This is a genomic window from Facklamia sp. HMSC062C11 (assembly GCF_001810675.1).
In the GTDB taxonomy this organism is placed as follows: domain Bacteria; phylum Bacillota; class Bacilli; order Lactobacillales; family Aerococcaceae; genus Facklamia; species Facklamia hominis.
Genome location: NZ_KV802403.1, coordinates 142,940 through 167,440, shown reverse-complemented (window position 1 = coordinate 167,440; position 24,501 = coordinate 142,940). Strand labels below are relative to the sequence as shown.

Sequence of the window (24,501 nt, the reverse complement as noted above, 5' to 3'; positions counted from 1 at the left end):
AGCAGCCTTTTAAGCTACTCTTGTAGAAAGTATAAAATGGGTTTTATCTTATTTTATTTTTCCTTGTGTCTCCTCATACCAGTTGTAAAACTACTCTTACATCCATGTAGTTTTTTTGGGTCTTTTTGACGTATCCTTCTTCATCTTTATCGAAGACAAAATGCTTATAAAACTGCTTAAAATGCAGGATTTCTATATTTACATCTTTTGTATCAACGCTATAGTCTCCACATGCACCGTCTGTGGAAAGAGATCTACCGGTTGGATATGACGGATCTCATAGCCTGCTTGATTTAAGAGTTGGCAATCTCTAGCCTGAGTTGATGGATTACACGACACATAAACAATCCGATCAGGATCTTGTTGAATCAAGGCTTGAACAAAACTTGGATCTAAGCCCTTGCGTGGCGGGTCAACGACTACCACATCAAAGTGGATGCCAGCCTGGTTCCATTTAGCTAGCCAGTCTTCCGCCTTTCCTACTTCAAAGACTGCTCGGTCAATCCCATTTAGTTGAGCATTCATCCGAGCCATCTCAACAGCTGCTGGAACAATTTCCATGGCATAGACTTTTTTAGCTGACTGGGCTAACGCCAAAGAAATCGTCCCAATACCACAATAAGCATCGAGTACTGTCTGGGTCCCATCCAGTTGAGCCAAACGCACTACCTCCTCATACATCCGCTCTGCTTGAGGGGTATTCACTTGATAGAATGACTGGGCAGCAATGCGAAAAGTCATACCCAACATCTGGTCTTCATAATATTCTTGTCCCCAAAGTAAGGCGGTTTGATCTCCCAGGATCACATTCGTTCGCTTGGGGTTTATACTCTGCATTAAGGAGACAAGCCCGTCAATCTGTTTGACCAAGTCTGCTACCAAGGCCTCCTTATGATCAAAATCACGCTGACGAGTGACCAGAACAACCATAATCTGCCCCGAATAATGTCCCCGTTTAACAATCACATAGCGAATCACGCCTTGATGAGTCTTCTCATCATAAGCTGGAATCTGATAATCACGCAGACGGTCACGGACAAGACGAATCACCTGGTCGATCCTTGGATCTTGAATCTGAAAATCTTCCACCGGAATCAAGTCATGACTATTCTTACGGTAAAAACCTGTTTCCAACTGACCTTTAACCTCTTGAACCGGAATCTGAGCTTTATTACGATAACCCCAAGGATCCGCCATTCCCCAGGTTGGCTGAACCTGTACTTCCTTAAAATGACCGATCCGTTCAAAATTATCACGGACTAATTTCGCTTTAAAGGCTAATTGTGCGGGATAGGCCAGGTGTTGCAGGGTTAAACTGCCATTTTGCCGTCCCAGATCATCGCGAATGTCTACTCGATCGGGACTTGCTTCGATTAGCTTAAGCAACTTCCCATAGGCAAATTTTTTGCCGGTCTTAACCACTTTGAATTCAATAAATTCTCCCGGTAGACTGTCTGGAATAAAGAAAGGATAATGATCGATCTTAACAACTCCCAGTCCTTCATGGGTTAGATCAATCACTTGTCCTGTTAAAACCTGATTTTTGGAATAGGGATGGACTCTCTTCATTTGTTTTCCTCTTTTCTTTAACTAAAAGAAAGGACTGTAGCAACCAGCCACAGCCTTCCTAAAAGATATCATTGAATTACCAGAAAATAATCACCGGCGTTCCGATCTCAACAATGTCAAAAACTTGAGCCATCACATTTGTTGGTGTATTGATACAACCTAGTGACCCATTTGTTTGCCATAAATTACCACCAAAAGCAGGTTGCCATGGGGCATCATGAATCCCTTGACCCACATGGTCGAAAGGCATCCAGTAAGAAACAGGCGATGAATATTCTTTCTTTGTTACCCAGTTATAGCCCTTCAAGCTGGTGTCCCGTTGCTTACCCCAAACGGCATAAGCACCCGGAATTGTTTGAGATTGTGGCCCACCGGATACAATCGGTGTTGAAATTACCATTTTACCATCGATATAGACATACATCATTTGATAGGATAGATCCACTTCGACATAAGTGCTTCCGATCCCATCCCCAGCAGACCCATAACCTGAGCCAACAACAATCGGTTCACGTTCTACGTCTTTACCAGCTGCCAAATCAACCGCAATTTGCTCCGCTTCAGCTGCCCGGTCAATCGACCAACCTAGCGTCCCTGGCTGAACCGTCACAATCCCTTGATTGGTCGAACGGAATTGGCGAGGATTTACATAGGAAGAATACTTGTCGTTATAGCGTTTGAGATATTCAGCAATCTTCTCTTGATCATAAATAATTTTATTATCCTTATCAAAATAAATCCAGTCTTGAATAGCAGCCTTGGAGATCGTCTCCTTACTGTCTTCAATCTTCAAAGTAATCTTCGCCTTGGAGGCATCTTCAATCTTTTGCATCATGGATTGAAGTTCTTCATTCTGATCAGTCACTTCTGGCTTGGCATAATAATCTTTTAAGTCAAGCTTATTATGTCCCTCTTCAAATTGTTCAAAGAGCGCCTCCCGCAAAGCTGAAATATCCACTTGATTTCCTTGTTCTTGGCTATCAAGACGATAACCTTGATCTTCTTGATAGCTTATTTGAGCGTCTTTAGATGCTGTTCTTTTGCTATTATCAACGCCCAGTTCGGCTAACTTACTCGTCACTTGATTACGATCAATCTTAACATCCGTCATCACCGACAAGTCAAAGTCTTGCCCTTTAAAGAAATGGCCTAACCAGCTATTCGGATTTTGATGCTTAAAATATTGTTGAATCGTCGCTTCACCAGAGAATTCAGGTTCTAAATCCTTGAGATGAACCGTTCCTAATTCTTTGCCATTCTCAAGCACGTCGAGGGAATGTCCCAAAATTTCTGATTTTACTTTGGCTTGTGCTTGTTCTAAGGATAAATTACTGACATCCACCTTAGCAATTTTAGTGTTGGCTAAAAACCGATCGCCATAATAACTGATTCCTGCAGCATAGGCCAGACCAACAACGAGGACTAAGGCTAGAAACAAACCCAACCCTGTTAATGCTTTTTTCATCCATTCACACTCCCTACATAAGCTAATATCCCTATCTCATTATTCGATTGAATTATCCTCATATTAAAACATTCATTTGACTAATTCAAGAATTCTACCTTATCTTCTTAATCATTTCACAAAAGCTTCATACTTCCCCAGTAACGTTCTATTGATCCAGCTGGTCTAAAGAGACCAAGTTACGCTTTGTCGCTGATCGCAGTCTCTGTGTCTCTTGCCTAAAAGACGCTTGCATCTTCTGACGCTGAGTCTCACTCAAGATCTGTGAGTGAATCACATAGGGGAACTCTGCTCGTTTCATTCCTATACGATAACGCCATTCAAATAATTGATTTAAGAGCTGTCCTCGCCAATCTAGTAGCTTGACCATGGACAGATTACGCCAATCATCCTGAACATAGGCTTCTTGACTCATATTGGCAGTCAATTGTAACAGCTGACGATTGTCCCGTCGGTAGGCCATTCGCGCTTTTTCATACAACAATCGGTGAGCTGACTGGCTTTGTTCATGCAATAAAGGGTGAAAAGCTAAGACACACGACCGATAAAGTTGGCGCAATTTACGTGATTCTTCGACCGATATTGAATCTTGCTGACCCCATTCTAAGGCTAGGCGGTAACGGTCTTTTTTGAGTCGAAAAAACTCGCGATACTTGGCCAAACAAGCTGGTTGAGTAGGAGCGATCTTCATTTTTGCCTGTCGAAGGCGGGACTGACTCGATAAAAAATCATAGTGACTCTCCCAAAGCGCTAAATAATCCCGTCCTAAATAATAGTAGAAGGTATTTTGCAAGTATAAGCAATCCTTGTAGACTAACTCGTCATATTCAAACAGAACTTGACCCAAATCCTCTAAGATACGCTCAATATCCTTAATAAGTAGCGGCCGACCTGGCATCAAAAAAGCACGTTGATCAAAATCCCCCATCGACTCGCCTCCTTCATCTTATGCTGTTCAATCAGTCCTCTAGGATCCCCTGTTCTTCTTCAAAACGCAGAAGATACTTGGCCAACTGATCCTTATCGCGGGCAATTTGGGCCTGAGAGATGTTTTGAGGGTTGAGATAAAAACAAAATAGCCGCTCTTCTGCCTCGTTATAGACCACCAATCCCTGACCTTCATCCGGATCTTGAATCCATTCCACCCGATGATAACGTTCTTGCCAAAAGGCTTGCGCTTCATCTGCCACTGCTTGACGCAGCGTTTGATACATGGCAGCTTGAGCTTCGGGAATCAAGTAAGCGTCAACTTGAACCATGGTCTCAGCCTTCTTTGAGCCTTGTTTTCTTTTTGCTGATTGCTTTGCCATTTCAACCTCCCCTAGTTAAATCTTAATGGTGCGGTATTTCTGCATAAAGTCTAAACTTCCTGTTTGTTGATAGTCTTCCATTAACTGAACAACCGCTTGATCGTTATTATTACCAATTTGATAGCGGCATTGCATGACCAAATCCTTGTCCGCATTTTCCATGGCCACACTATAGTGGACTTCCTTCATCATCGACTCATCATTCAAAGAATCTCCCATGGCCAAGCAATCTTCAGCCTTTAATTGATAGCGTTCCTTCAAGAAGCGAATCGCAGATCCCTTACCACCTTGGCAATTGTAGATATCGACCCAATTTTCAGCGGAGGTAACGGCTGTCACATCCTCGTAGCGTTCATTGATAATACGAACCAGTGCCTTATTACGATCCAAATCATCCTGACTCAAAATCGCAATCTTAGTCACTAGACTATCTTCTGGCAATTCTCTAAAGGAATCCACTCGCTGAACTCGCGGATTAAACTGAGCTAAGATCTCATGACCTACGCCCTTAGATTCTCGTTCATAGGTCGCATCCCCTAAACAAAGCGCTGGATAATATCCTTTAAATTCATCAATAAAGTCAATAATTTCGATGAAGCGTTCATAGGGAATCCCGATTTTTTTAAGCGTCACTTCATTTTGAACCAGATAATTTCCATTATCACAAGCAAAATATAAAAACGGCCGTATTGACGCCTCAAAATAGTCTTTCACCTTATCATAAGAATTTCCAGTCACAATCGCCACTAAAACAGATTGCTTTCTTAATTCCTTCAGGACTTGGTTAAAACGAGCTACCTCGTAAGTCTTATCACGGCGCAACAGAGTTTCATCTAAATCGATCGCAATTAACTTTAATGGGGCCACTATTTTCTCCTTTATCTTTCAATCCAAATTCTTCAAAAATACTATCTATTATGACTTTTAATGAATGATGAATAAAACGTTCTATTTGATTAATTGGTTGACTGCTGGTCTTTGCTTCATTCATCTCAAGAGTCATCAACAAGGCCATATGATCATCGGCCTTCCTAGTCTTCCCCATTGTAACATATTCTTTCTTAATAAAATATAATCAATCCCAGGATTCCTAAGAGATTTTGTCAGTAAGCTTGCTCACTCACTAATCTAAAAACCAAAGCCTCTTAGCTTTTGTGCTAAGGGCCTTGGCTCAGTCAAAAATGCCTAAAATTTTTGGACCTCTTATGGGCTATTTTTTCCGTTTAATAAAGTAACCCCCAGCTGCTAACAGGACTAATCCTAGAAGCAAGGTCACCCATGGGCTTCGTTCACCGGTTGAAGGAAGACCCAAATTACCAGTCTTTTGTCCTTTAGTCTTGGTGACAGTCACTTTATTATTAGCTGATTTTGATTGGAAAAGCAATGCCACATAGCCATCACCTTGGTTAGACAGGGTAACGGTATTATTCTGTATGGTCAAAGGAAGCTCTTGAAGTGCTTGCCCTTGTAACTTATAGGCTTTAACACTGCTATCAATCACCTTTAATGGGATGACCAATTCATTAGCAGGCACCTGGCTGAGGAGACTACCATCTTTTTTGTACACTTTGACTTCATAGATGTGATAATCCTTCCCCTTTAGATTCGCTGGTAATTGACTATCTGCTAATTTTACCTGACGAACTGTCAAAGAATGTGCTTGACCGGCAATCGAACCACGCAGAGTCATTTGTGCACCCGTTTGAGGGTCAGTTAGGACTTTCTTATCGGGATGAGCTGTGGTCGTCGTTGTGGTTGTCGTAGTAGAAGTCGTTGTTTTACCAGACTCAATAGGCTTTTGCTTGCTTTCTTTTTCAAGACTTAATAGCTGTTCAACCGCATCTTGATCCTTTAAGGTCACTTCTTGGACTTCCTTAATGATTCGATAACCCTTTGGTGCTTGGGTCATTTGATAGAAATAATGACCCGGACTTAAAGCGGTAAAGTCCACTTGTCCTTTAGCGTTGGTTTTTAGGACTTTTTCATAATTCTTTCCTTCGTCTCTGAGGTAAATCGCTGCTCCTTCTAAGGGTTTAGAATCCGCATCCGTCACTTTTAAGGTCAATTGAGCTTGGGCCGCCTTTAAGTGAATCGTAAGTTCCTTATCTTCACCCGCTTCTAATTGGAACTTCGTTGAATCTTCCAAGCGATAAACACTCGCTAAGTCTGGTAATTGGAATTGATAATCCCCCGCAGACAGATCGCTCCAAGTCACTTGCCCTGCCTGATCGGTGATTAAGGTAGATTGACCTAATTGAACCTTTTGACCTTTTACCGGCTTACCAGATGAATCTAAAACCGTCAGCCTTAGACTCGCTTTTTGTTCGAGCCGTGTCACGCTCAAGACCTGTGGGTTGCTTTGATTAGCCTGTAGATCAATCTCATAGGTCTCATCATCGGCTTGGAATCCTTGTGGAACTGACACGATTTGGTAAGTATATTTACCTACGCCTAATCCTTGTAAATTCGCTTGTCCCTTATCATCGGTTTTCACACTTTGCCCTTGGCTTCGCATTTGACTCGGGGTGACTTGAATTTCCACACCGGCTACTGGCTCTTGATTCTGGTCGCGTACTTCCAAGCTTAGGTTGCCGGTTAAAGTGGCGGCAGCTAAAGTAAGCGAAACCGTCTTTTGATCCCCGGCTTCAATTTGAATATTTTTAGGTGAATCAGAATCTAAAGTCGCATCCACATAGCCTTCAGGTTTTTTACCAAGGCTCAAGCTATAGTCTTGAGGAACTAGATCTTCAAAAACAGCTTGCCCTTGTTCATCGGTCACTTGTGACTGCTCGCCCAAGAGCAATTCAAGTCCTGCAACGGGATTTCCGCTTTGATCTTTTACTTCAAAACGAACTTGCCCCATTTGAAGGGGAGCCTGACTCGTTTCTGAGCTGCTTTCTTGACTAGAGTCCTCTACAGCTTCGCTCGATTCCATAGTCGTTGATGATGCTTCAGTTGTTTCAGTGGTCTCACTGGATTCAGTCGACTCTTGGATCGGGTTAAAAGTTAAGACCAAGTCCTGAACTTGACCAGCCACTAAATCAACCGTCTTCGGACTTTCTTCAGCCAGTTCAATTTGATAAGTTTGACGACTTTCATCGGAGAGTCCCACTGAGTAAGTACCTGCTTCCAAATCTGCGATACTCGCCATACCCGACTCATCGGTCTCTACTTCTTGATTACCAATCATCAGCTTTAGATGGGCTAAAGCTTGGCCTGCTTGGTCTTGTGCTTGAATAATCAAATGAGCACTTGCTGTTGAATCTACTGAATCAACTTCGCTGTCAGCTTCCGTTGAGGATGGCTCTTCAGCCGCTTCTTCCGATTCGACTGCAGCTTGGTCATCTGCTTCTGATGAACTTGCAGTCACTTCATCGTTCTCTGCCTCCTCCGTCGCTGCAGCTTGGCTCTTAAGATAGATCTCATAGTGAATGGAATCGCTAGCTTCTTCTTCAATGTCGAATTCAAATTCATAGACTTTATTATCGCTGTCGGCTAAGTTCTTAATCTCGCCTTTCTGATCCAGACTTTCTTCCTGACCCGACTGTTTACGGATGACTTTATCCACCTCAACGGCCTGTCCTTCCCGTTGGAAGTTTTGGTCGTCAAACAAGCGGTAAATATATTTACCCGCTGATAAAGTTGGAAAAGCCATATTTTGCGTCGAATCATAGACCACTTCTTTGTCAGATTCACGTAGAATTTGATAAGTGACTTGACTTTGCGCATGAGCTTCCTCGCCTACTTGCAAGTAAACTTCAAAATCAACGGCTTGATCTTGGGCATAAACACTTTGCAATAGGGGTGTTTGGGTCATCGTTGACGCGATCGGCGTTAAGATGAGCCCTGCTGATAATAATAAATAAATCGGTGCTTGCTTTTTCATGATGATCCCTCCAATGTGATCAATTATTCGAGACTACTTCCGACTTGTTATCTTTACTTTATCATAAATGCATGTTTTTTTAAGCAAATTCAAATTCTTATCATATAAATAAAAGCATTTTACGATCTTTCGTCAAACTTTCTTCATAAGCTTTCTTGGCAAAATTAAGAGCGTTTTTATTTGCATTTAATAAAGAGATTCCTTATAATCTATTTAAAAGTTCATAGGGGAGTAACTCGAGGCCTAGCCTTTTTAGTATCAACAACGTTAAGTAATCTCACCGATTACTGGTACTAAAGTAAAGAGTGAGACTTATGCCGCTTAACAACGTTCAGTTGCAAGAGGCATAAGTCTTTTTTCTTGAGGAACCCACCATGAACAAAAACTTAAAGGGGGAAAGTCCATGTCAACCAAAGAATTACTTGCCTATAGCAAAGACAAGGAAGCAATTCTGAGCCAATTGGAAAGCGATCGCCTAAAAGGCTTAAGCGCTAGCCAAGTCAAAGAACGGCAAGCCCGTTATGGAGAGAATGCCATCAAAGAGGAAGAACACCGAAGCACCCTGCAAAAGTTCATTGATCAGTTCAAAGACTTCATGATCATTGTTCTTTTGGTAGCTGCTGCTGTCTCTGCTGGTATTGGTCTAGCCAATGGCGAAGGTATTGCCGATGCCGTGATTATCTTAATTGTTGTTTTACTCAATGCCGTGATTGGAGTGATCCAAGAAGCAAAAGCCGAGGATGCGATTGATGCTTTGAAGAATATCTCCTCTCCCGAAGCCAATGTCTTACGTGATGGCAGTCACCAAAAAGTCAAATCCACTGAATTAGTTCCTGGAGACATCGTCTTACTAGAAGCCGGCGACGTCGTGCCAGCTGACTTGCGTCTGATCGAAACCAACTCACTTAAAATCGAAGAAGCCGCACTTACGGGTGAATCTGTCCCAGTAGAAAAAGACGCTAATTGCCTAGTAGAAGCCGATGCCGGTATTGGTGATCGGACCAACATGGGCTTTTCTTCGACGAATGTCACCTATGGTCGAGGACTAGGAGTTGTCACACAAACTGGAATGGATACCGAGGTTGGTCACATTGCGGCTATGTTATCCTCCACACAAAAACAACTCACTCCACTACAACGTGACCAAGAAACTTTAGGTAAGAACCTTACCTATCTAATCATGGGTATTGCCGTCGTTACCTTTATTGTGGGCGTCTTCTTAAATGGCTTATCCCCATTAGAAATGCTATTAGTGTCTATCTCACTAGCTGTTGCTGCGATCCCAGAAGGACTCCCAGCCATCTCCACGATTATCCTTTCCTTAGGAACCCAAACTATGGCCGAACGTAAAGCCTTAGTACGGACCCTTCCAGCGGTAGAAACCTTAGGGTCCACTCAAGTTATCTGTTCCGATAAGACAGGAACCTTAACCCTAAACGAAATGACCATTGAAAAAGTCTATCATGACGGTCAACTTCACGACGCCAAGGATGACTTAGATACGGATTCTGAATTCATTCGTTCCTTTGTTTTTGCCAATGATTCCAAGATCGATGCTCAAGGCAAAGTCAATGGTGACCCTACCGAAACCGCCATGGTCAAGTATGCCTTAGACCATCAAATGCCCCTTCAAGATCAACTGGCCCAATACCCACGAAAGGGAGAAGTACCCTTTGATTCTGATCGTAAATTAATGTCGACCGTTCACAGCTTCCAGGATCGTTATTTTGTGGCCGTTAAGGGAGCTCCGGATCAACTGATTCAACGATGCCGTTATCAAAAAGTAAATGGAGAAGTCAAGGAATTAACTCAGGCTGATAAAGATGAAATTTTAAAAATCAATAATGATCTAGCTCGACAAGCTTTACGGGTTCTGGCAGGTGCCTACCAATACATCGACCAACTCCCAGCGAGCTTTGATAGCGATAGTGTCGAACACAATCTGATCTTTACAGGTCTTGTAGGTATGATCGACCCTGAGCGTTCTGAAGCTAAAGAGGCTATCGAAACCGCTCGCCGTGCAGGTATTCGTACCGTCATGATTACTGGCGACCATGCTGTCACCGCCCAAGCGATTGCTGAACGCTTAACCATCCTTGATCCATCCGCTTCCAACAATGAAGAGCACGTCCTAACCGGCGCTCAACTCAATGAAATCAGTGATGAAGAACTGGCCCAAAAAGTCAAGAACTACTTTGTCTATGCCCGGGTTTCTCCTGAGCATAAGGTTCGTATCATTAAGGCTTGGCAGGCCAATGATGCGGTTGTTTCTATGACAGGGGATGGGGTCAATGACGCTCCTTCTCTAAAACAAGCCGATATCGGAGTGGGTATGGGAATTACCGGTACCGAGGTCTCCAAAGGTGCTTCGGATATGGTCTTAGCGGATGATAACTTCCAAACAATCGTCGTTGCTGTTGAAGAAGGACGTAAAGTATTTGCCAATATTCAAAAAGCTGTCCAATACCTTCTATCAGCTAACTTAGGAGAAGTTATTACGCTCTTTACAGCCACCCTCTTTGGATGGGTCATCTTAGAACCCGTTCATATTCTATGGATTAACTTAGTCACCGACGTCTTCCCAGCGATCGCCCTAGGGATGGAACGTGCCGAATCGGATGTCATGTCTCATAAACCAAGAACCTCCAAAGATTCCTTCCTATCCTTTGGAATAGCTCCATCAATTATCTATCAAGGTATCTTTGAAGCTGCTATTACACTCTTTGTTTATTGGTTTGCTGCTGAAGGGCCTATGACCACTAGCTTAGTTGGTGAAGAACGTCACGTCTTAGCAGAGACCATGGCCTTTGTCACCTTAGGAATGATTCAACTCTTCCACTCTTATAATGTGAAATCAACCTTTGGTTCCCTCTTCAAACGCAATCCATTTGATAATAAGTGGCTTAACCTAGCCTTTATCGTGTCTGGTGCCCTCTTATTAGGAGTCATCTTGATTCCAGGAATCAATCAATTCTTTGATGTTCACCCAATGAATGGCTATGAATGGGGTATTGTTATGGCAGCCGCCTTCTCTCTAGTCATCATCTGTGAAATCGTTAAATGGCTCTTCCGCGTTACCAAATGGGACATAAAATTCAAAAGATAGTTAGCCATAAAAAGCAGTTAGTTTTCAAGAACCGCTTCTAAAATAACTAATCAATTCAATAAATAAGAGGCTAGACCACCAGGTCACAGCCTCTTATTTTGATATCTTTATAATTTCTGTACTTTACTTTTTGCCACATAATCGCGTAAATCGCGATTATAGACCCGGCGTGCCACAATCCGAGACTGATTTTGTCGCCGCTGTCTTTCCAGATAATCATAATAGGTCCCAGGCGTTTGGATACCCACCAATGGAAAAACGTCAAAGCCACACACCCGCAGCAGCTCCTCCGAGAAAAGGACACAATTCGTCCAGAACAAAAAGTAGGTCTGGTATTTACCAGCGGCAAATTTATAAAATTTCCCCTGGGTTTGGCGAATGATATTCCCGGCAAAACCTTTTAATTGTTGGGCGGATTGTGGATACCAGGGGACAAATTGATCCTGCATTCTAGCAAAATGAGCTTCTAAAGCTAATCGTTGAACTTCATTTAAAGCAATTTCGTATTCGATAATGGTTACCCTGTGAGAGAGGTAATAGTCAAGGTATTCCTGATGATTCAGTAAGACCACCACGCCATCCCCCAAACAATCCATCATACGTCTTGAGGCCGCATCATGATTCCCATATGAATAAACGATCCCATCATAAGCCACATTCATATGTCCCACTCGACTGTAGCGATCTCTACCCACATGAATCTGTACGAGTAGGTTTTTATTTTTGGACAAAGCTAGCTTCTCTGCCGGTATTGACACGTCCGCATCCCGTCCTGGATTCAAATCAGAAGAAGCTAAACTTATCCGACCCTGAACCACTGCTTCTGTTTGAGCTAATACTTTTTGTGGAAAAAACAAAGAAAAAACAACCGGTAAAGGGACTCGCCAAGTCCAGCGAGAAGTTGAGGTCTGAGGCAATGCCCATAAGTTTCGGCCGTCTTTTAAATAGCTCAGTCCAATAAGCAAGAGATAAATCCCTAGCCACTGCAAAGCCCGGTAGCCTTGAAAGGGAGTCAGGATTGACCCTATCCCAAAAATCAAATGGAAAATCGCATAAGCCAACCTTCCCCACCGACTAGGCACCTGGTCTTTTCGCATCAAATAGTAAGCAAAGAGATTGAGCAGAGCCAAGCCGAGCTGATAGACACCTATAAGCTTCACTACCCAAACCACCAGGAAACTTCTTTGCCAATAAATCACTAAGCCCAATAAAAGATAACCCAGTGCCAGTAGATAAGGAAAGCTTCCCTTCTCCCCTTTGAAGATACTGCTTTTTAACCGCCATTGATCCCAAAACTTGCTACAAGCCGTTAAAGCTAAATAGGCCGCTAAAAATTGCAGGAGAAAATCCATTTGTTCGAAGGGAAACAAGACCAACAAAGCACCTGTAAGCATAAAAGCTCCCGCTATTACCACATAAGCCCACAGACTCGTTCGTCGCATCCTTATCACCTTCCTTTTATCGTAAACCTATTTTAACATAAAATCCCATTGGGGGTTTGACCAAACGATCGCCTATTCAAACATGAGCGACTCCTCACCAGTCATCCCAACAAAATAATCCCACTTGCTTAGTACTAAGCAGTGGGATTATTTTCATTCATCCACTAAGCCATCTGACTCATCAGCTCCCAGTTATTTCGGCGATAAATATAGAAGCCCCATACAACGATCCCCATATTCGAAATTAACATGGAAATCCAAATTCCCGTCGATCCCAAGTCCGTCAACCGTCCCAAAAGAAATACAATTGGTACCCGAATGAGCCACAAGCGTCCCATCGTCATAAACATGGAATACTTGGTCTGACCGCAACCTTGAAAGAAGCCATTTAAGGCATTAAATAAGCCCATAAAGAAAATGATAAAGGCAGAATAGTACAGATACTCTCGCGCCTGATTCCACAAATCCGCAGGAGCATCCGCCTTAATAAACAACCGTAAGATCGGTTCCTGTCCTAACAAGATACAAGCCGATGCTAGAATCGACATCCCTAATATAAATTGGATAGCCCGCTTAAAAATCAAATGCGCTCGGTCAAATTGCTTGGCTCCCATGTTCTGACCAATAATCGGTGTTAAGGCCATCCCCACTCCCATCTGTGGCTGCATGACAATATCAGAAACCCGATTGATCATGGAAAAAGCCGCCAAAGTATTGGTCCCATAAGAAGTAATTAAGGCATTCATCACAGTAAACCCTAAAGAAGACCCTCCATAACCTAAAGCAGAAGGCAATGCCATTCGCAAAATATGCCGTTGACTCCCAAGATCCCAACGGAACCATTTTCTAGAAGGTTTAATCGCAGATTGTTTGGCTACGATCCAGGCTGCTAAAGCTAATAAGACCCATTTCGAAATAAAGGTCGCCCAGGCCGCTCCCGCAATGCCCCATCCCAAGCCTGACCAATAAAGCACGGGTACTTGATCATAGATAAAGAAAGGATCCAATAAGAGATTCACCCCCATCGAAATCGCGGAAATAACGGTCAAGGTCTTAGTCATCCCTTGAGCATTCAGGATCGACTGGTAAGCAAAGAAGCCAAAGTCAAAGAAGAGTCCCAAAAAGGAAATCTTTAAATACAAATCCGACTTTTGCAAAAAGTTCCCTTGGCCCCCCATGGCTTTTAAGAGCCACTCACTGGAAGCTATTCCCAAGACGGTCAACATAGCCCCTAAGGCCAAGGTTAAAAATAAGGTCGAATCTAAATAGACTTGAATCTTCTTCAGTTGATTGGACCCAATAAAATGGGCGATTAAGGCGGTCGCTGCGACACCAATTCCCATTCCGATCGAAATAAATAAATTGTTTAAAGGCCAAGAAAAACTGGAGGCCGCAAAATCTTCTGCCGATAACTGAGCTAAATACAAACCGTCCGCCACCGTATAGAAAGTACGCACTAAATTATTAAACATGAGTGGCGCAGACAAGGTCAACAGCATTGGCATAATTGGTCCCTGAGTCATCCATTCTTTTCGCGATACAGCTTGTTTAGACATTCATTCATCTCTTTTCTAACAAAGTATCCTTAGCCTATCATATTCCCCTCAAAAAAGTAATCCTTCTGACTCCATAAAAAAATGGCTGGGGCTTTAAGCCCCAGCCTCTTAAGATTCATTCCAAACGATTAATGGCGACTAACGCCTTCTTTAATCGCTTGATCTGCGACCGCCTTGGCTACCACATCAGCTACACGGTCATCTAAGGCATTCACAATAATAGCCTCGGCCTTTAAGTCTTCCTCCGGAATTAATGAAGCAATCGCGCGAGCCGCACTCTCCTTCATACCATCCGTCACTTCTCGAGCCCGAACTGCTAAGACTCCTTTAAAGATCCCTGGAAAAGCTAAGACATTATTAATTTGGTTCGGATAATCCGACCGACCAGTCCCAACAATAGCTGCCCCCGCTTCTAAGGCATCTTCTGGCATAATTTCTGGTACCGGATTGGCCATCGCAAAGACAATGGCTTGATCATTCATCGACCGAATCATTGCTTGGCTAACCACCTTTGGCGCAGAAACTCCAATAAAAACATCGGCGCCTTTAATCGCGACAGATAAATCCCCTGTCAATCCTTCTGGATTCGTCACTTGAGCAATGGCCTGTTTGGCTGGATCGAGATGTGTATCCTCACGATTTAAGATTCCTTGACGATCCACCATAATAATTTGACCAAAGCCCATCTGTAATAAGAGCTTAGCAATCGCAATCCCGGCTGCCCCCGCTCCATTAATCACCAACTTTAATTGACCCATTGTTTTGTGAGTTAACTTGACCGCATTCAATAAAGCAGCCGCAACAACAATGGCTGTCCCATGTTGATCATCATGGAAGACAGGCACATCACACCGTGCCTTAAGCTTTTCTTCAATCTCAAAACAAGCCGGTGCGGCAATATCTTCCAGGTTAATCCCACCAAAACTTTTTGAGATGCGTGCGATCGTATCTACAACCTCATCAACATCCTCACTATCCACACAGATGGGGAAAGCATCAACGTCGGCAAAGCGCTTGAAGAGGGCACACTTACCTTCCATGACTGGCATGGCCGCTAATGGGCCAATGTTCCCCAAACCTAAAACAGCCGTTCCGTTGGTGACAACCGCCACTAAATGTTGGCGCCGCGTTAAGGCATAGGATTGATCCGGATCCTGATCAATGACCCGACAAGGTTGAGCAACTCCTGGCGAATAGGCCAAGGCTAAATCCTCCATTGACTCAATGCTTGCACGTGAGACCACTTCAATTTTTCCTTGTAGGTCATAGTGACGCTTTAAAGATTCTTCAAATACATCCATTTTTTCTGCTTCCTTTCTTCGCTACTTATACCATTTTGCTGGGATCGACTAATTGATCAAAAGTCGCCGCATCCAAATACCCTAAATCCAGGCAGGCTTCCTTCAGACTCAAATCAGTCTGATAAGCGTGTTTAGCCACCTGGGCCGCTTTTTCATAGCCTAAACGTGGACTTAAGGCCGTCACGAGCATCAAAGACCGGTCCATATTCGCTTGCATCTGATCTTCATTCACTTTTAAGCCTTTTAAGCAATACTTGGTAAACATCAACATACCATCTTGCAATAATTCCATCGATTGAATCACATTATAGATCGTAACCGGCATAAAAACATTCAGCTGAAAATTACCTTGCGAATGAGCCATACCCACTGCAAGATCATTGCTCATAACTTGAAGGGCAACCATGGTCAAAGCTTCACATTGGGTAGGATTAACCTTACCTGGCATAATCGACGAACCCGGTTCATTAGCCGGGATCGTAATCTCTCCCAAACCACACCGAGGTCCTGAAGCCAACCACCGTATATCATTAGCCATCTTCATAAGGTCACCCGCTAAAGCTTTTAAGCCACCATGAAAAGCTACCAACTCACTTTTAGAAGACAAGGAATGGAACTTGTTAGTAGCCGTTCTTAGTGGAATGTCTACGACCCGACTTAATAAAGCAGCCACCTTTTGATCATAACCTTCAGGTGCATTCAAGCCGGTTCCTACGGCGGTCCCTCCCAAAGCAATCTCACTCACAAAATCACTCAATTGATCGAGCATCTCTAAGTCCTGAGACAAAGAGGCTGACCATCCTGAAACTTCTTGACTAAAACGAATCGGCGTTGCATCTTGCAGATGCGTCCGTCCCGACTTAATTTGATCTTGATAGGCTTGCTCAAGAACATGTAATTGGTCAATCATTGCCACTAGGGATGCTCTTAATCCCTGATGCCAGGTCATTAAACAGGCCACATGCATAGCCGTTGGGAAGGCATCATTGGAAGATTGCGACCGATTCACATGGTCATTGGGATGCAAGAGCTGATCTCCATACACTTGATTCGAGCGATTCGCAATCACCTCGTTCATATTCATATTGGTCTGTGTGCCTGATCCGGTTTGCCAAATTGGTAAAGGAAAATGATCATCCAGCTTTCCATCCAGGATCTCATCACATACTTCTTCGATTCGCTGGGCACGCTCGGCATCCAAGACCCCCAGAGACTCATTACACTGAGCAGCCGCTTTTTTAATCGCTGCTAAAGCACGAATCAAAACCCGCGGCATCTTTTCCTGACCAATCTGAAAATGTTCATAGGCCCGTTGTGTGACTGCTCCCCAATAACGATCCTTGGGCACCTTAACTTCCCCTAAGGAATCATGTTCTAACCGATATTCCACGTTTTTGCCTCCTAACTTATAGTTTAGTATTTATAAGTCATTATACGCGATTCTAAGAAAAAATGAAATCCTTTCCACTAAAAAAGTTTCTCTTGGCCAATTAATTCTAAAAAAGCCTGACTCGCTTTCGTTAAATAACGGTCCTTCTTCCAATAAATACAAATCGGTCGTTTCGAAGCCTCCCCTTGCAGTCGGTAATATATCAAACGATCACTGGCATAGCCGTAATGCAACAAGGCCTCCCCCATCACCGAAATCGCCATTCCTGATAAAGAAATATTATATGCCGTCAACTGTTGATCGACCCCATAGACCACATTCGCTTGATAATCCTGAGCCTGACATAAGCGCCGAGCCCGCCCCCCTGTATCATTGTGATCATTTAAAAAAACAAAAGGAGCTTGACCAAACGCTTTTAGGTCAACAGCCGGCACCTGATTAATATCTATATTTCCTTGGCGAATCGCCCTCGGTGAAAGCTGATAATCCAACAAGAACTGGTTAACCGCAAAATCACGTGGAACAGCTAAGAGAAGCTGCTCAGAAGCTAGTTCAACCGCCTCAAACTCTTGTTCGTCAAAGCCGGTATTATCCAGTAAGAGATCAATCTCCCCCTCTCTTAAATAATGGACCAAGTCTTCACTCGTCGCCTCCTTCAAGCCTAATTCAATAGCAGGATAAAGGGACTTATATTGGGCCATCATCCTGGGGAGAATCATGGCAGCATAGAGACTGGACCCCCCAATCATAATGTGTCCATACTGCAAGCCTTCATAACGCTGTAAAAATTGATCAAAATCCGCCTCGATCTTTAAGATTTGCCGGCATTGCTTCAGATATTCCTCACCAAATTCCGTCACCCGTAGAGGAATGGTCGACCGATCAAACAAATCATGCCCCAACCGCTCTTCAATCCGCTTAATATTAGCCGATAAAGAAGGTTGTGAAATATGCATTTTCTCGGCCGCCTTAGAAAATGATCGTTCCTTTTCCACCGCTAAGACATATTCTTTTCCTTGAAACATGAAACCACCCCATATATAGCTTTTAAGTTATAACTAATATACCATAATAAGTATTAGAAATAAAACCTTTTCATTCCTATAATAAGACTAAAGAAGTCAAACTTCATAGAAAAGGAGCAAAGTCATGACTACACATACCAATAACCCTACTCGGATGGAAGCCGATTCCATTGGCCAACACGCCGTCCCTGTCGATGCCTACTACGGGGTTCAATCCCTGCGAGCTCGTGAAAACTTCCCAATCACCGGGCAAAGTCTACACCCTCGTTTTATCCAATCCCTAGCCTATGTCAAAAAAGCCTGCGCAATCACCAACCAGGCCTGCCATCGCCTCAGCGAGGATGTTGCCCAAGCGATTGTTCAAGCCTGTGATGAGATCATCAATCACCAACTCCAAGATGCCTTTATTGTTGATCCGATCCAAGGTGGGGCAGGCACCTCGATGAATATGAACATCAATGAAGTTCTAGCCAATCGGGCCATCGAAATCCTAGGCGGCCAAAAAGGCAATTACCATCTGGTTCATCCCAATGACCATGTCAATTATGGTCAATCAACCAACGACGTCATTCCGACTGCTGGGAAGTTAACCACCTACCAATTAGCCCAAGATCTGATTCAAATGCTGATTCAACTCGAAGAAGCGCTCCATGACAAGGCTCAAGCTTTCGACGATGTTATCAAGATGGGCCGCACACAAATGCAGGACGCCATTCCCATCCGTCTCGGTCAAGAATTTCATGCCTATGCGACCGCCATCAAACGGTCTCGGCAACGCTTGGAAAATGCCCTTGATGAACTCCTAACAGTTAACCTTGGTGCCACCGCGATCGGAACCGGCTTAAATGCCGATGAGCATTACTTTACTCAAGTCGTCCCAGAATTAGCAGAAGTCTCTGGTCTTCCAGTTCACCAAGCTAAAGATATGATTGACGGCACCCAACACATCGATAGCTTTGCTTATATCTCAAGCATTCTAAAGACCTTGGCCCTTGCCTTATCAAAAATGTCTAACGACTTACGACTCATGTCTTCTGGGCCTAAAACAGGCTTTAACGAGATTAATCTTCCTAAAAAACAAAACGGTTCTTCCATCATGCCAGGTAAAGTTAATCCGGTTATTCCTGAAGTTGTCAATCAAGTTGCTTTTAAAGTCTGCGGCAATGATTTAACCATTGCCATGGCCGTTGAAGCCGGTCAATTGGAACTTAATGCTTTTGAACCTGTTACCTTCTTCTGCCTGTTTGAATCCTTGACCTATCTTAAGCAAGCCATTCAAACCCTCATTGACAACTGCCTCAAAGACCTTACCGCTAACCGTGATCGTTGCCACGAATTAGTCGAACAAAGTGTCGGCACCATTACCGCTTTGGTCCCTTATATTGGCTATCAAGCAGCTGCTGACATCGCTAAGGAAGCACTTACCAGTGACCAATCTGTCAAAGAATTGGTCATCGAAAAAGGCCTGCTCGACCAAGCAAGCCTCGACCACTTACTACAAGCTGAAAAAATGACCACGCCCGGCATCTGCCAAGCCTAATTAAAAGCACATAAAAAAGGAGCTGACTCTCGTCGCTCCTTTTTTAGTTGCCTACTGATCAGCCAGCCGCTTTCTAAATATAAAACAAACGCCTAAGGTTAAGAGAAACGGCAAGAACCACGCCAAGCCTAACTGATAAAAAAGAAAATGCTGCTTTGCCCAACGAATCATCGCCCCTCCCCAAACCGATTGCTTCACAAAGACCGGTGAATGATTGATAAAATCAAAGACCGCAAAGAAGGCCGTCACCCATAGACAGATCTGATAGGTTCGCTTAGAAGCCCACTGATTCGCCAACAAGGCCAAAAGAATTAAGACCATGGCTAAAGGATAAATCAACATTAAGAAGGGAGTCGTCAAGGCAATCATCCGATCCAAGCCCACATTGGCTAAGAGTCCTGGGACTAAACAGGCTAAGACTGACCAAAGCCAGCCCTTACTTCCTGGAAAAATCTGTTGAAAAGCTTGACTAAAGGCAACTACCAAACCGATCGTCGTCTTAAAACAAGCCACAATGACGATCAGAGTCAAAAGAATCTGACCAAACCAACCAAAATAGTGACTCACAATTCTAGGCAAAGCCTCACCGCCATTAGCGGCTAATTGGCTATAATTCAAACTGTCTGCCCCCAAGAGAATCAAGCCAAAGTAAACCAGGCCCATCATCAATACACAAAGTCCCCCACTCAAGAGCACTTCCTGACTAATTCGGTGAGGATTTTTTAAGCCGAGAGATCTGATAGAACGAATAATCACAATTCCAAAGGCCAGTCCCGCTAGCCCATCCATCGTATCATAGCCTTTAATAAAAGAATTGGCTAAAGGATAATCCAAAGTCCCACTAGGGAAATCAAAATTTCCTCTTAAACAAGCTTGCGCAAAGACGAGAGCCAACAAGAGAATTAACAAGGGGGTCATCCACTGACCAATTAGCTGAATTAAATTCGATGACTTACGTGAAAAAAGATAGGCACCGCCAAAAAAGAGGAGCGAGTATGCGGCCAGCCCCCAAGTCTGGCTCAAGCCCATTTGATCTACCCAAGAGGAGACCCCTACTTCATAAGAGACTGTCGCCAAACGTGGAATCGCGAATAAGGGGCCGATCATCAAATACAAACCGACTGTAAATATCACCGCAAACGGCTTGGAAACCCGTAAACTCAATTCATAGACCGATTCACTCTCAGTCACAGCCATCGCTGCAATGGCCAACATAGGTAACCCGACTGCTGTTAAATTAAACCCTAGACCCGCTAAAAATACCTGGTCTCCAGCAAGTTGCCCTAAAAATACTGGGAAAATAATATTTCCTGCCCCAAAGAATAAGCCAAAGAGCATGGATGCGATCATCAATCGCTGTTTAAACCGTAAAGAATCATTAATCATACAAAACTCCCCCCTTTGATATTATTTTAGCATAGGTCACATGAAAACGATAAAAGTTTTTTTACATGATCTACCCTCCATTCTTGCTCCAACAAAAAACGCTCGAGCCTTCATTCTAGACTCGAACGTTTCACAAGTATGAATCTTTTAAGACTATTCCTTAGCATGGTCAGGGTCTGGTGCGGTCGCTAAATCCTCCAATTGATCGAGCCGTTCCATATCCGCGGCCTCAATCGTGAATTCAGGCCGCTCAATATTAGATAAAATATTAGCCGGTGTTTTAGAGCGAGGTAGCGGTAAGAAGCCATGTTGCCAAGACCATTGTAAGCATAATTGAGCCACAGTCACATCATAGCGAGCGGCCATCTCCTTTAAAGTCTCATTGTGAAACGCATCCCCGCGACCGAGCGGACTGTATGCCTCCAAAACAATTCCTTCACGCTTACAGTAGTCAACGAGTTCCGCTTGCGTCAAACCTGGTGACAACTTAATTTGATTGACCATTGGTTTAACGGTGGCAGTCTTCTTCAAGGCTTCGATATGATGTTCCAAGAAGTTAGACACCCCAATCGAACGAATCTTACCCGCTTGATAGTATTCCTCCATCGCACGCCAAACTTGAGCGTTACGTTCAATCAAAGCATCATTTGCTTGAAAGGCTTGTGGGTTTGGCCAATGAATCAAAAGCAGATCCAAGTAATCCACTTGTAGCTTAGTCATGGATTCATCAATAGACGCTTTGGTTGCCTCATAGGTTCCCTTGTCATTCCAGACCTTAGTTGTCAAGAAGATAGCCTGACGGTCAATTTTGGAATCCTTGATGGCTTGGCCCACACTTTTTTCATTGCCATAGATTTGGGCGGTGTCAATGTGGCGATAACCATATTCCAAAGCCTTTAAGACGGCTTGGTAGGCCACCTCGCCTTCGGGCAACTCCCAAGTACCAAAGGCAATCGATGGAATCTTAACATCATTACTCAACACATAATTTGCTTGCATGTAGAACCCTCCTTAATTGTGATAATTTCAGTTTAGCACGTTCACCTTAGAAGCCACAAGAAAACACACTCAGATTTGAAGGGTCAATTATTCAAGATGCGATCAAACTAAATAGATAGACAGATTTATTTTTTACGATATATGCGGATCAGATGGATCAAATAAGCCCACAGGGCCACGGCTAATAGGCCATATATCAACCGCCATTTAAGAGCTACTTCAGTCGCAAGCAGACTAAAAACACTCAGTGATCCTGCCGCCAACCAAAAAACCCCAATCACCAACAAACGACTAAGCCACCGCCCCCAAGGGTTGTTATGAGATTTCATGGAATAATTGGTGATCGCCAGAAATAGCCCAATCATTAGTCCTCTAATTAATAATTCCAAGTCCATTAACTCCCTTCATACATAATTAATGATCGATTGATAATCAGTATACACCAATCTCTACCCGCTCACTAGACAAAAAGCCCCTAAATATCCACACAGGATACAAAGAAAACACCCCAAGTTTAACCTTGGGGTGTTGTTCCTTGATCCTATTTTATTAAGCTAGTGAAGAATTTGTACCAACCGAGTTATCTTCGACACCATCCGTCAATAATAAGGCGTCATACCGCTCTTTTTGCAAGTATGGCAAGGATAACATCACCATGAAGCTGATTAGATACAAACTCGCCAAGAAGAGCATGACGACTGATACCGAGGTACTATCTAAGATCTTCCCAATAATCACCGATGAGAATCCGCCGACCGCACGACCAACATTCAAGATCACATTATTGGCAATCGAGTGAATTCGACTGGAGTACAAGCGGCTTGTCATGGCTCCATAGCCAGAGAACATCCCATTAACGAAGAAGCCAACGATCATTCCGCCAATAATCATCGTGACCGCCGAATTCGCAAATTGGAACAAATAGACCGAAGCCGAAGACATTAAGAGAAAGAGGCCATAGGCTAGGCGCGGCCCTAAGCGGTCTAAAATTTGACCAAAAACTAACATCCCAATACACATCCCAACGATGGTTGCGATCATCCAAGTTGAAGAGTTTTTAACCGACAAGCCTAGCGAGGCTTGCATAATACTCGGCAACCAATTCATCATGCCAAAATACCCTGCAATTTGAACGGTAGCCATCACCATCAAGACAATCGTTTGATGGACTAAAGCTGGCGTCGCAAATAGTTCGCTAATTGATGGCTTTTCTTTATGTAAAAAAGACCGCTTAGCAGCGTAACGATTGGTAATTGTTGACTCATCCACCGCAAAATGTGTATAAGCCACTAAAATCATCGGTAACAATCCAAATAAGAAAAGGCCTCTCCAACCAAAAATTGGCGCTACAAAACCAGCTAATACGGCCGAACAAATAGACCCCACTTGCCCTGCAATCCCATTTAAGGCTGAGATCCGTCCCATTTTATGCGGTTCGACGATCCCGGCCATGATAGCGACAGCCACCCCATATTCACCGCCAACACCAATTCCAGCAATAAAACGCATCAAGTAAAGATAATAAATATTATGGGTGAAAAAGATCATGGCTGTAGACAAGGAGAAGATCATTATCGTCCATTTAAAAACACGGTACTTATTATAGCGATCAGCTAAGACGCCAAACAACAAACCTCCAACTAACATCCCGAAGTTAGTAATCGTCGCAATCCAGCCTCCTTGAGTTTGTGAAATCCCCAGACTACTTACAATACTAGACATTGAAAAGGCTAGAAACATCACATTCAAATCATCTAATCCTGAACCCACAATTGCTGTGATTAAAGCGCGTCGATCATTTCTACTCATTTTTTCCATTTTTTCGCTCCTTAATGAATGCTCTCGTCATTCTTTATTAATTCTTTTAGCAACAAATCGTCTTGACTAACCCTGATGAGCTTGGCTCCATCCCTCAGGATCCTTATACCAATCTGCCAAAGAAGCTTGATTGTCTTTTAAGCTAGCTTGCTTCATCGCAATTTCAACCAAGCGAGTGTAATCCGTCAAGGAGACAAAATCGATTCCCGCTTCCTTGAAAGCTGCTTGCCCACTGGCCAGTTGGTAATTAAAGATACTTACAACACCGAGTACTTGAGCCCCCTCGGCTTGAATTTGACGGGCAGCATTTAGAACACTGCGTCCCGTTGAGATCAAGTCTTCGATCAATACAACCTTATCACTTGCTTTTAAGACACCTTCAACGGCTCGTCCTTTACCATGATCCTTGGCAGAAGACCGCACATAGATCATGGGCAAGTTCAGCTCAGCAGCCACAAAGGCTGCATGCGGAATACCCGCTGTTGCTGTCCCTGCAATCACCGTTGCTTGTGGATAATGAGACTGTATCGTTTGAGCTAATAAGCCTTCAATCACTCGACGTTCCTCGGGATAAGACATAATCAAACGATTGTCGGTATAAATGGGGGCCTTCAGTCCGCTTGCCCAAGTAAAAGGAGCCTGGGGACTGAGGCACACAGCATTGATATCTAATAAGATCTGTGCCGCTTGTTCGGATGGGGTCATACG

General features: G+C 43.5%; 19 protein-coding genes. 2 read left to right on the top strand and 17 right to left on the bottom strand.

What is annotated here, in order from left to right:
* Nucleotides 1-198: 198 nt before the first annotated feature.
* From rlmD to HMPREF2758_RS06315, 7 genes are all read right to left on the bottom strand, one after another.
* Nucleotides 199-1,569 carry a 23S rRNA (uracil(1939)-C(5))-methyltransferase RlmD gene (gene rlmD, locus HMPREF2758_RS06345; protein WP_070609663.1) on the bottom strand — a complete coding sequence of 457 codons (1,371 nt, stop codon included), beginning with the start codon at nt 1,567-1,569 and terminating at the stop codon, nt 199-201.
* Nucleotides 1,570-1,645: 76 nt separating this feature from the next.
* Nucleotides 1,646-3,034 carry a L,D-transpeptidase family protein gene (locus HMPREF2758_RS06340; RefSeq protein ID WP_070609662.1) on the bottom strand — a complete coding sequence of 463 codons (1,389 nt, stop codon included), beginning with the start codon at nt 3,032-3,034 and terminating at the stop codon, nt 1,646-1,648.
* A 148-nt stretch (nt 3,035-3,182) separates the two neighbouring features.
* The gene (locus tag HMPREF2758_RS06335; protein ID WP_070609661.1) at nt 3,183-3,962 is read right to left on the bottom strand and encodes a hypothetical protein; all 780 of its coding nucleotides are present in this window, start codon (nt 3,960-3,962) and stop codon (nt 3,183-3,185) included.
* A gap of 31 nt (nt 3,963-3,993) precedes the next feature.
* A complete protein-coding gene (locus tag HMPREF2758_RS06330) occupies nt 3,994-4,344 on the bottom strand; it encodes a hypothetical protein (protein ID WP_070609660.1) in 351 nt (116 codons plus the stop codon).
* A 15-nt stretch (nt 4,345-4,359) separates the two neighbouring features.
* Nucleotides 4,360-5,211: an HAD-IIB family hydrolase gene (locus HMPREF2758_RS06325; RefSeq protein ID WP_006908615.1), complete on the bottom strand. Its 852-nt coding sequence runs from the start codon at nt 5,209-5,211 to the stop codon at nt 4,360-4,362.
* Nucleotides 5,174-5,389, bottom strand: coding sequence for a hypothetical protein (locus HMPREF2758_RS06320; protein ID WP_035392831.1), 216 nt, complete (start codon nt 5,387-5,389; stop codon nt 5,174-5,176). Before HMPREF2758_RS06320 ends, HMPREF2758_RS06325 begins: the two co-directional genes overlap by 38 nt.
* Nucleotides 5,390-5,554: 165 nt before the next feature.
* Nucleotides 5,555-8,230 (bottom strand): SpaA isopeptide-forming pilin-related protein, encoded by a 2,676-nt coding sequence (locus HMPREF2758_RS06315; protein ID WP_070609658.1) that lies wholly within the window; start codon nt 8,228-8,230, stop codon nt 5,555-5,557.
* A gap of 403 nt (nt 8,231-8,633) precedes the next feature.
* Here HMPREF2758_RS06315 and HMPREF2758_RS06310 point away from each other — a divergent pair, with 403 nt between their 5' ends.
* Complete coding sequence (locus tag HMPREF2758_RS06310) at nt 8,634-11,336, top strand: cation-translocating P-type ATPase (protein WP_070609657.1); 2,703 nt, start codon at nt 8,634-8,636, stop codon at nt 11,334-11,336.
* A gap of 107 nt (nt 11,337-11,443) precedes the next feature.
* Here HMPREF2758_RS06310 and HMPREF2758_RS06305 read toward each other — a convergent pair whose 3' ends face one another.
* The 5 genes from HMPREF2758_RS06305 to HMPREF2758_RS06285 all read right to left on the bottom strand — a co-directional run bounded on the left by HMPREF2758_RS06305 (nt 11,444) and on the right by HMPREF2758_RS06285 (nt 18,050).
* A complete protein-coding gene (locus HMPREF2758_RS06305) occupies nt 11,444-12,778 on the bottom strand; it encodes a DUF308 domain-containing protein (RefSeq protein ID WP_016648577.1) in 1,335 nt (444 codons plus the stop codon).
* A gap of 164 nt (nt 12,779-12,942) precedes the next feature.
* Entirely contained in the window at nt 12,943-14,334 is a 1,392-nt protein-coding gene (locus HMPREF2758_RS06300) for an MATE family efflux transporter (protein WP_016648578.1), read from the bottom strand.
* A gap of 128 nt (nt 14,335-14,462) precedes the next feature.
* Nucleotides 14,463-15,635, bottom strand: coding sequence for an NAD(P)-dependent malic enzyme (locus HMPREF2758_RS06295; protein ID WP_016648579.1), 1,173 nt, complete (start codon nt 15,633-15,635; stop codon nt 14,463-14,465).
* Between the two features lie 25 nt (nt 15,636-15,660).
* A complete protein-coding gene (fumC, locus tag HMPREF2758_RS06290; protein ID WP_070609656.1) occupies nt 15,661-17,025 on the bottom strand; it encodes a class II fumarate hydratase in 1,365 nt (454 codons plus the stop codon).
* A 77-nt stretch (nt 17,026-17,102) separates the two neighbouring features.
* A complete protein-coding gene (locus HMPREF2758_RS06285; RefSeq protein ID WP_016648581.1) occupies nt 17,103-18,050 on the bottom strand; it encodes a LysR family transcriptional regulator in 948 nt (315 codons plus the stop codon).
* 124 nt (nt 18,051-18,174) lie between these two features.
* Between HMPREF2758_RS06285 and HMPREF2758_RS06280 the strand changes: the two genes are divergently transcribed.
* Nucleotides 18,175-19,590, top strand: a complete 1,416-nt coding sequence (locus HMPREF2758_RS06280; protein ID WP_070609655.1) for an aspartate ammonia-lyase — start codon at nt 18,175-18,177, stop codon at nt 19,588-19,590.
* A 51-nt stretch (nt 19,591-19,641) separates the two neighbouring features.
* Here HMPREF2758_RS06280 and brnQ read toward each other — a convergent pair whose 3' ends face one another.
* The 5 genes from brnQ to pyrE form a co-directional block, all read right to left on the bottom strand.
* Nucleotides 19,642-20,976, bottom strand: coding sequence for a branched-chain amino acid transport system II carrier protein (brnQ, locus tag HMPREF2758_RS06275; protein WP_070609654.1), 1,335 nt, complete (start codon nt 20,974-20,976; stop codon nt 19,642-19,644).
* A 153-nt stretch (nt 20,977-21,129) separates the two neighbouring features.
* Nucleotides 21,130-21,975 (bottom strand): aldo/keto reductase, encoded by an 846-nt coding sequence (locus HMPREF2758_RS06270; protein WP_070609653.1) that lies wholly within the window; start codon nt 21,973-21,975, stop codon nt 21,130-21,132.
* 125 nt (nt 21,976-22,100) lie between these two features.
* Entirely contained in the window at nt 22,101-22,340 is a 240-nt protein-coding gene (locus HMPREF2758_RS06265) for a hypothetical protein (protein WP_246823264.1), read from the bottom strand.
* 184 nt (nt 22,341-22,524) lie between these two features.
* Nucleotides 22,525-23,793: an MFS transporter gene (locus HMPREF2758_RS06260; protein ID WP_070609651.1), complete on the bottom strand. Its 1,269-nt coding sequence runs from the start codon at nt 23,791-23,793 to the stop codon at nt 22,525-22,527.
* A gap of 66 nt (nt 23,794-23,859) precedes the next feature.
* The gene (gene pyrE, locus HMPREF2758_RS06255) at nt 23,860-24,498 is read right to left on the bottom strand and encodes an orotate phosphoribosyltransferase (RefSeq protein WP_070609650.1); all 639 of its coding nucleotides are present in this window, start codon (nt 24,496-24,498) and stop codon (nt 23,860-23,862) included.
* Nucleotides 24,499-24,501: the final 3 nt, after the last annotated feature.

Coding starts and splice junctions, on each gene's coding strand:
- HMPREF2758_RS06320 (WP_035392831.1), bottom strand. CDS start 5,389: ATGGGGAAGACTAGGAAGGCCGATGATCATATGGCCTTGTTGATGACT.
- HMPREF2758_RS06270 (WP_070609653.1), bottom strand. CDS start 21,975: ATGCAAGCAAATTATGTGTTGAGTAATGATGTTAAGATTCCATCGATT.
- pyrE (WP_070609650.1), bottom strand. CDS start 24,498: ATGACCCCATCCGAACAAGCGGCACAGATCTTATTAGATATCAATGCT.
- HMPREF2758_RS06335 (WP_070609661.1), bottom strand. CDS start 3,962: ATGGGGGATTTTGATCAACGTGCTTTTTTGATGCCAGGTCGGCCGCTA.
- HMPREF2758_RS06300 (WP_016648578.1), bottom strand. CDS start 14,334: ATGTCTAAACAAGCTGTATCGCGAAAAGAATGGATGACTCAGGGACCA.
- rlmD (WP_070609663.1), bottom strand. CDS start 1,569: ATGAAGAGAGTCCATCCCTATTCCAAAAATCAGGTTTTAACAGGACAA.
- HMPREF2758_RS06315 (WP_070609658.1), bottom strand. CDS start 8,230: ATGAAAAAGCAAGCACCGATTTATTTATTATTATCAGCAGGGCTCATC.
- HMPREF2758_RS06330 (WP_070609660.1), bottom strand. CDS start 4,344: ATGGCAAAGCAATCAGCAAAAAGAAAACAAGGCTCAAAGAAGGCTGAG.
- HMPREF2758_RS06265 (WP_246823264.1), bottom strand. CDS start 22,340: ATGATTGGGCTATTTCTGGCGATCACCAATTATTCCATGAAATCTCAT.
- HMPREF2758_RS06280 (WP_070609655.1), top strand. CDS start 18,175: ATGACTACACATACCAATAACCCTACTCGGATGGAAGCCGATTCCATT.
- HMPREF2758_RS06295 (WP_016648579.1), bottom strand. CDS start 15,635: ATGGATGTATTTGAAGAATCTTTAAAGCGTCACTATGACCTACAAGGA.
- HMPREF2758_RS06310 (WP_070609657.1), top strand. CDS start 8,634: ATGTCAACCAAAGAATTACTTGCCTATAGCAAAGACAAGGAAGCAATT.
- HMPREF2758_RS06305 (WP_016648577.1), bottom strand. CDS start 12,778: ATGCGACGAACGAGTCTGTGGGCTTATGTGGTAATAGCGGGAGCTTTT.
- HMPREF2758_RS06340 (WP_070609662.1), bottom strand. CDS start 3,034: ATGAAAAAAGCATTAACAGGGTTGGGTTTGTTTCTAGCCTTAGTCCTC.
- HMPREF2758_RS06285 (WP_016648581.1), bottom strand. CDS start 18,050: ATGTTTCAAGGAAAAGAATATGTCTTAGCGGTGGAAAAGGAACGATCA.
- brnQ (WP_070609654.1), bottom strand. CDS start 20,976: ATGATTAATGATTCTTTACGGTTTAAACAGCGATTGATGATCGCATCC.
- HMPREF2758_RS06260 (WP_070609651.1), bottom strand. CDS start 23,793: ATGGAAAAAATGAGTAGAAATGATCGACGCGCTTTAATCACAGCAATT.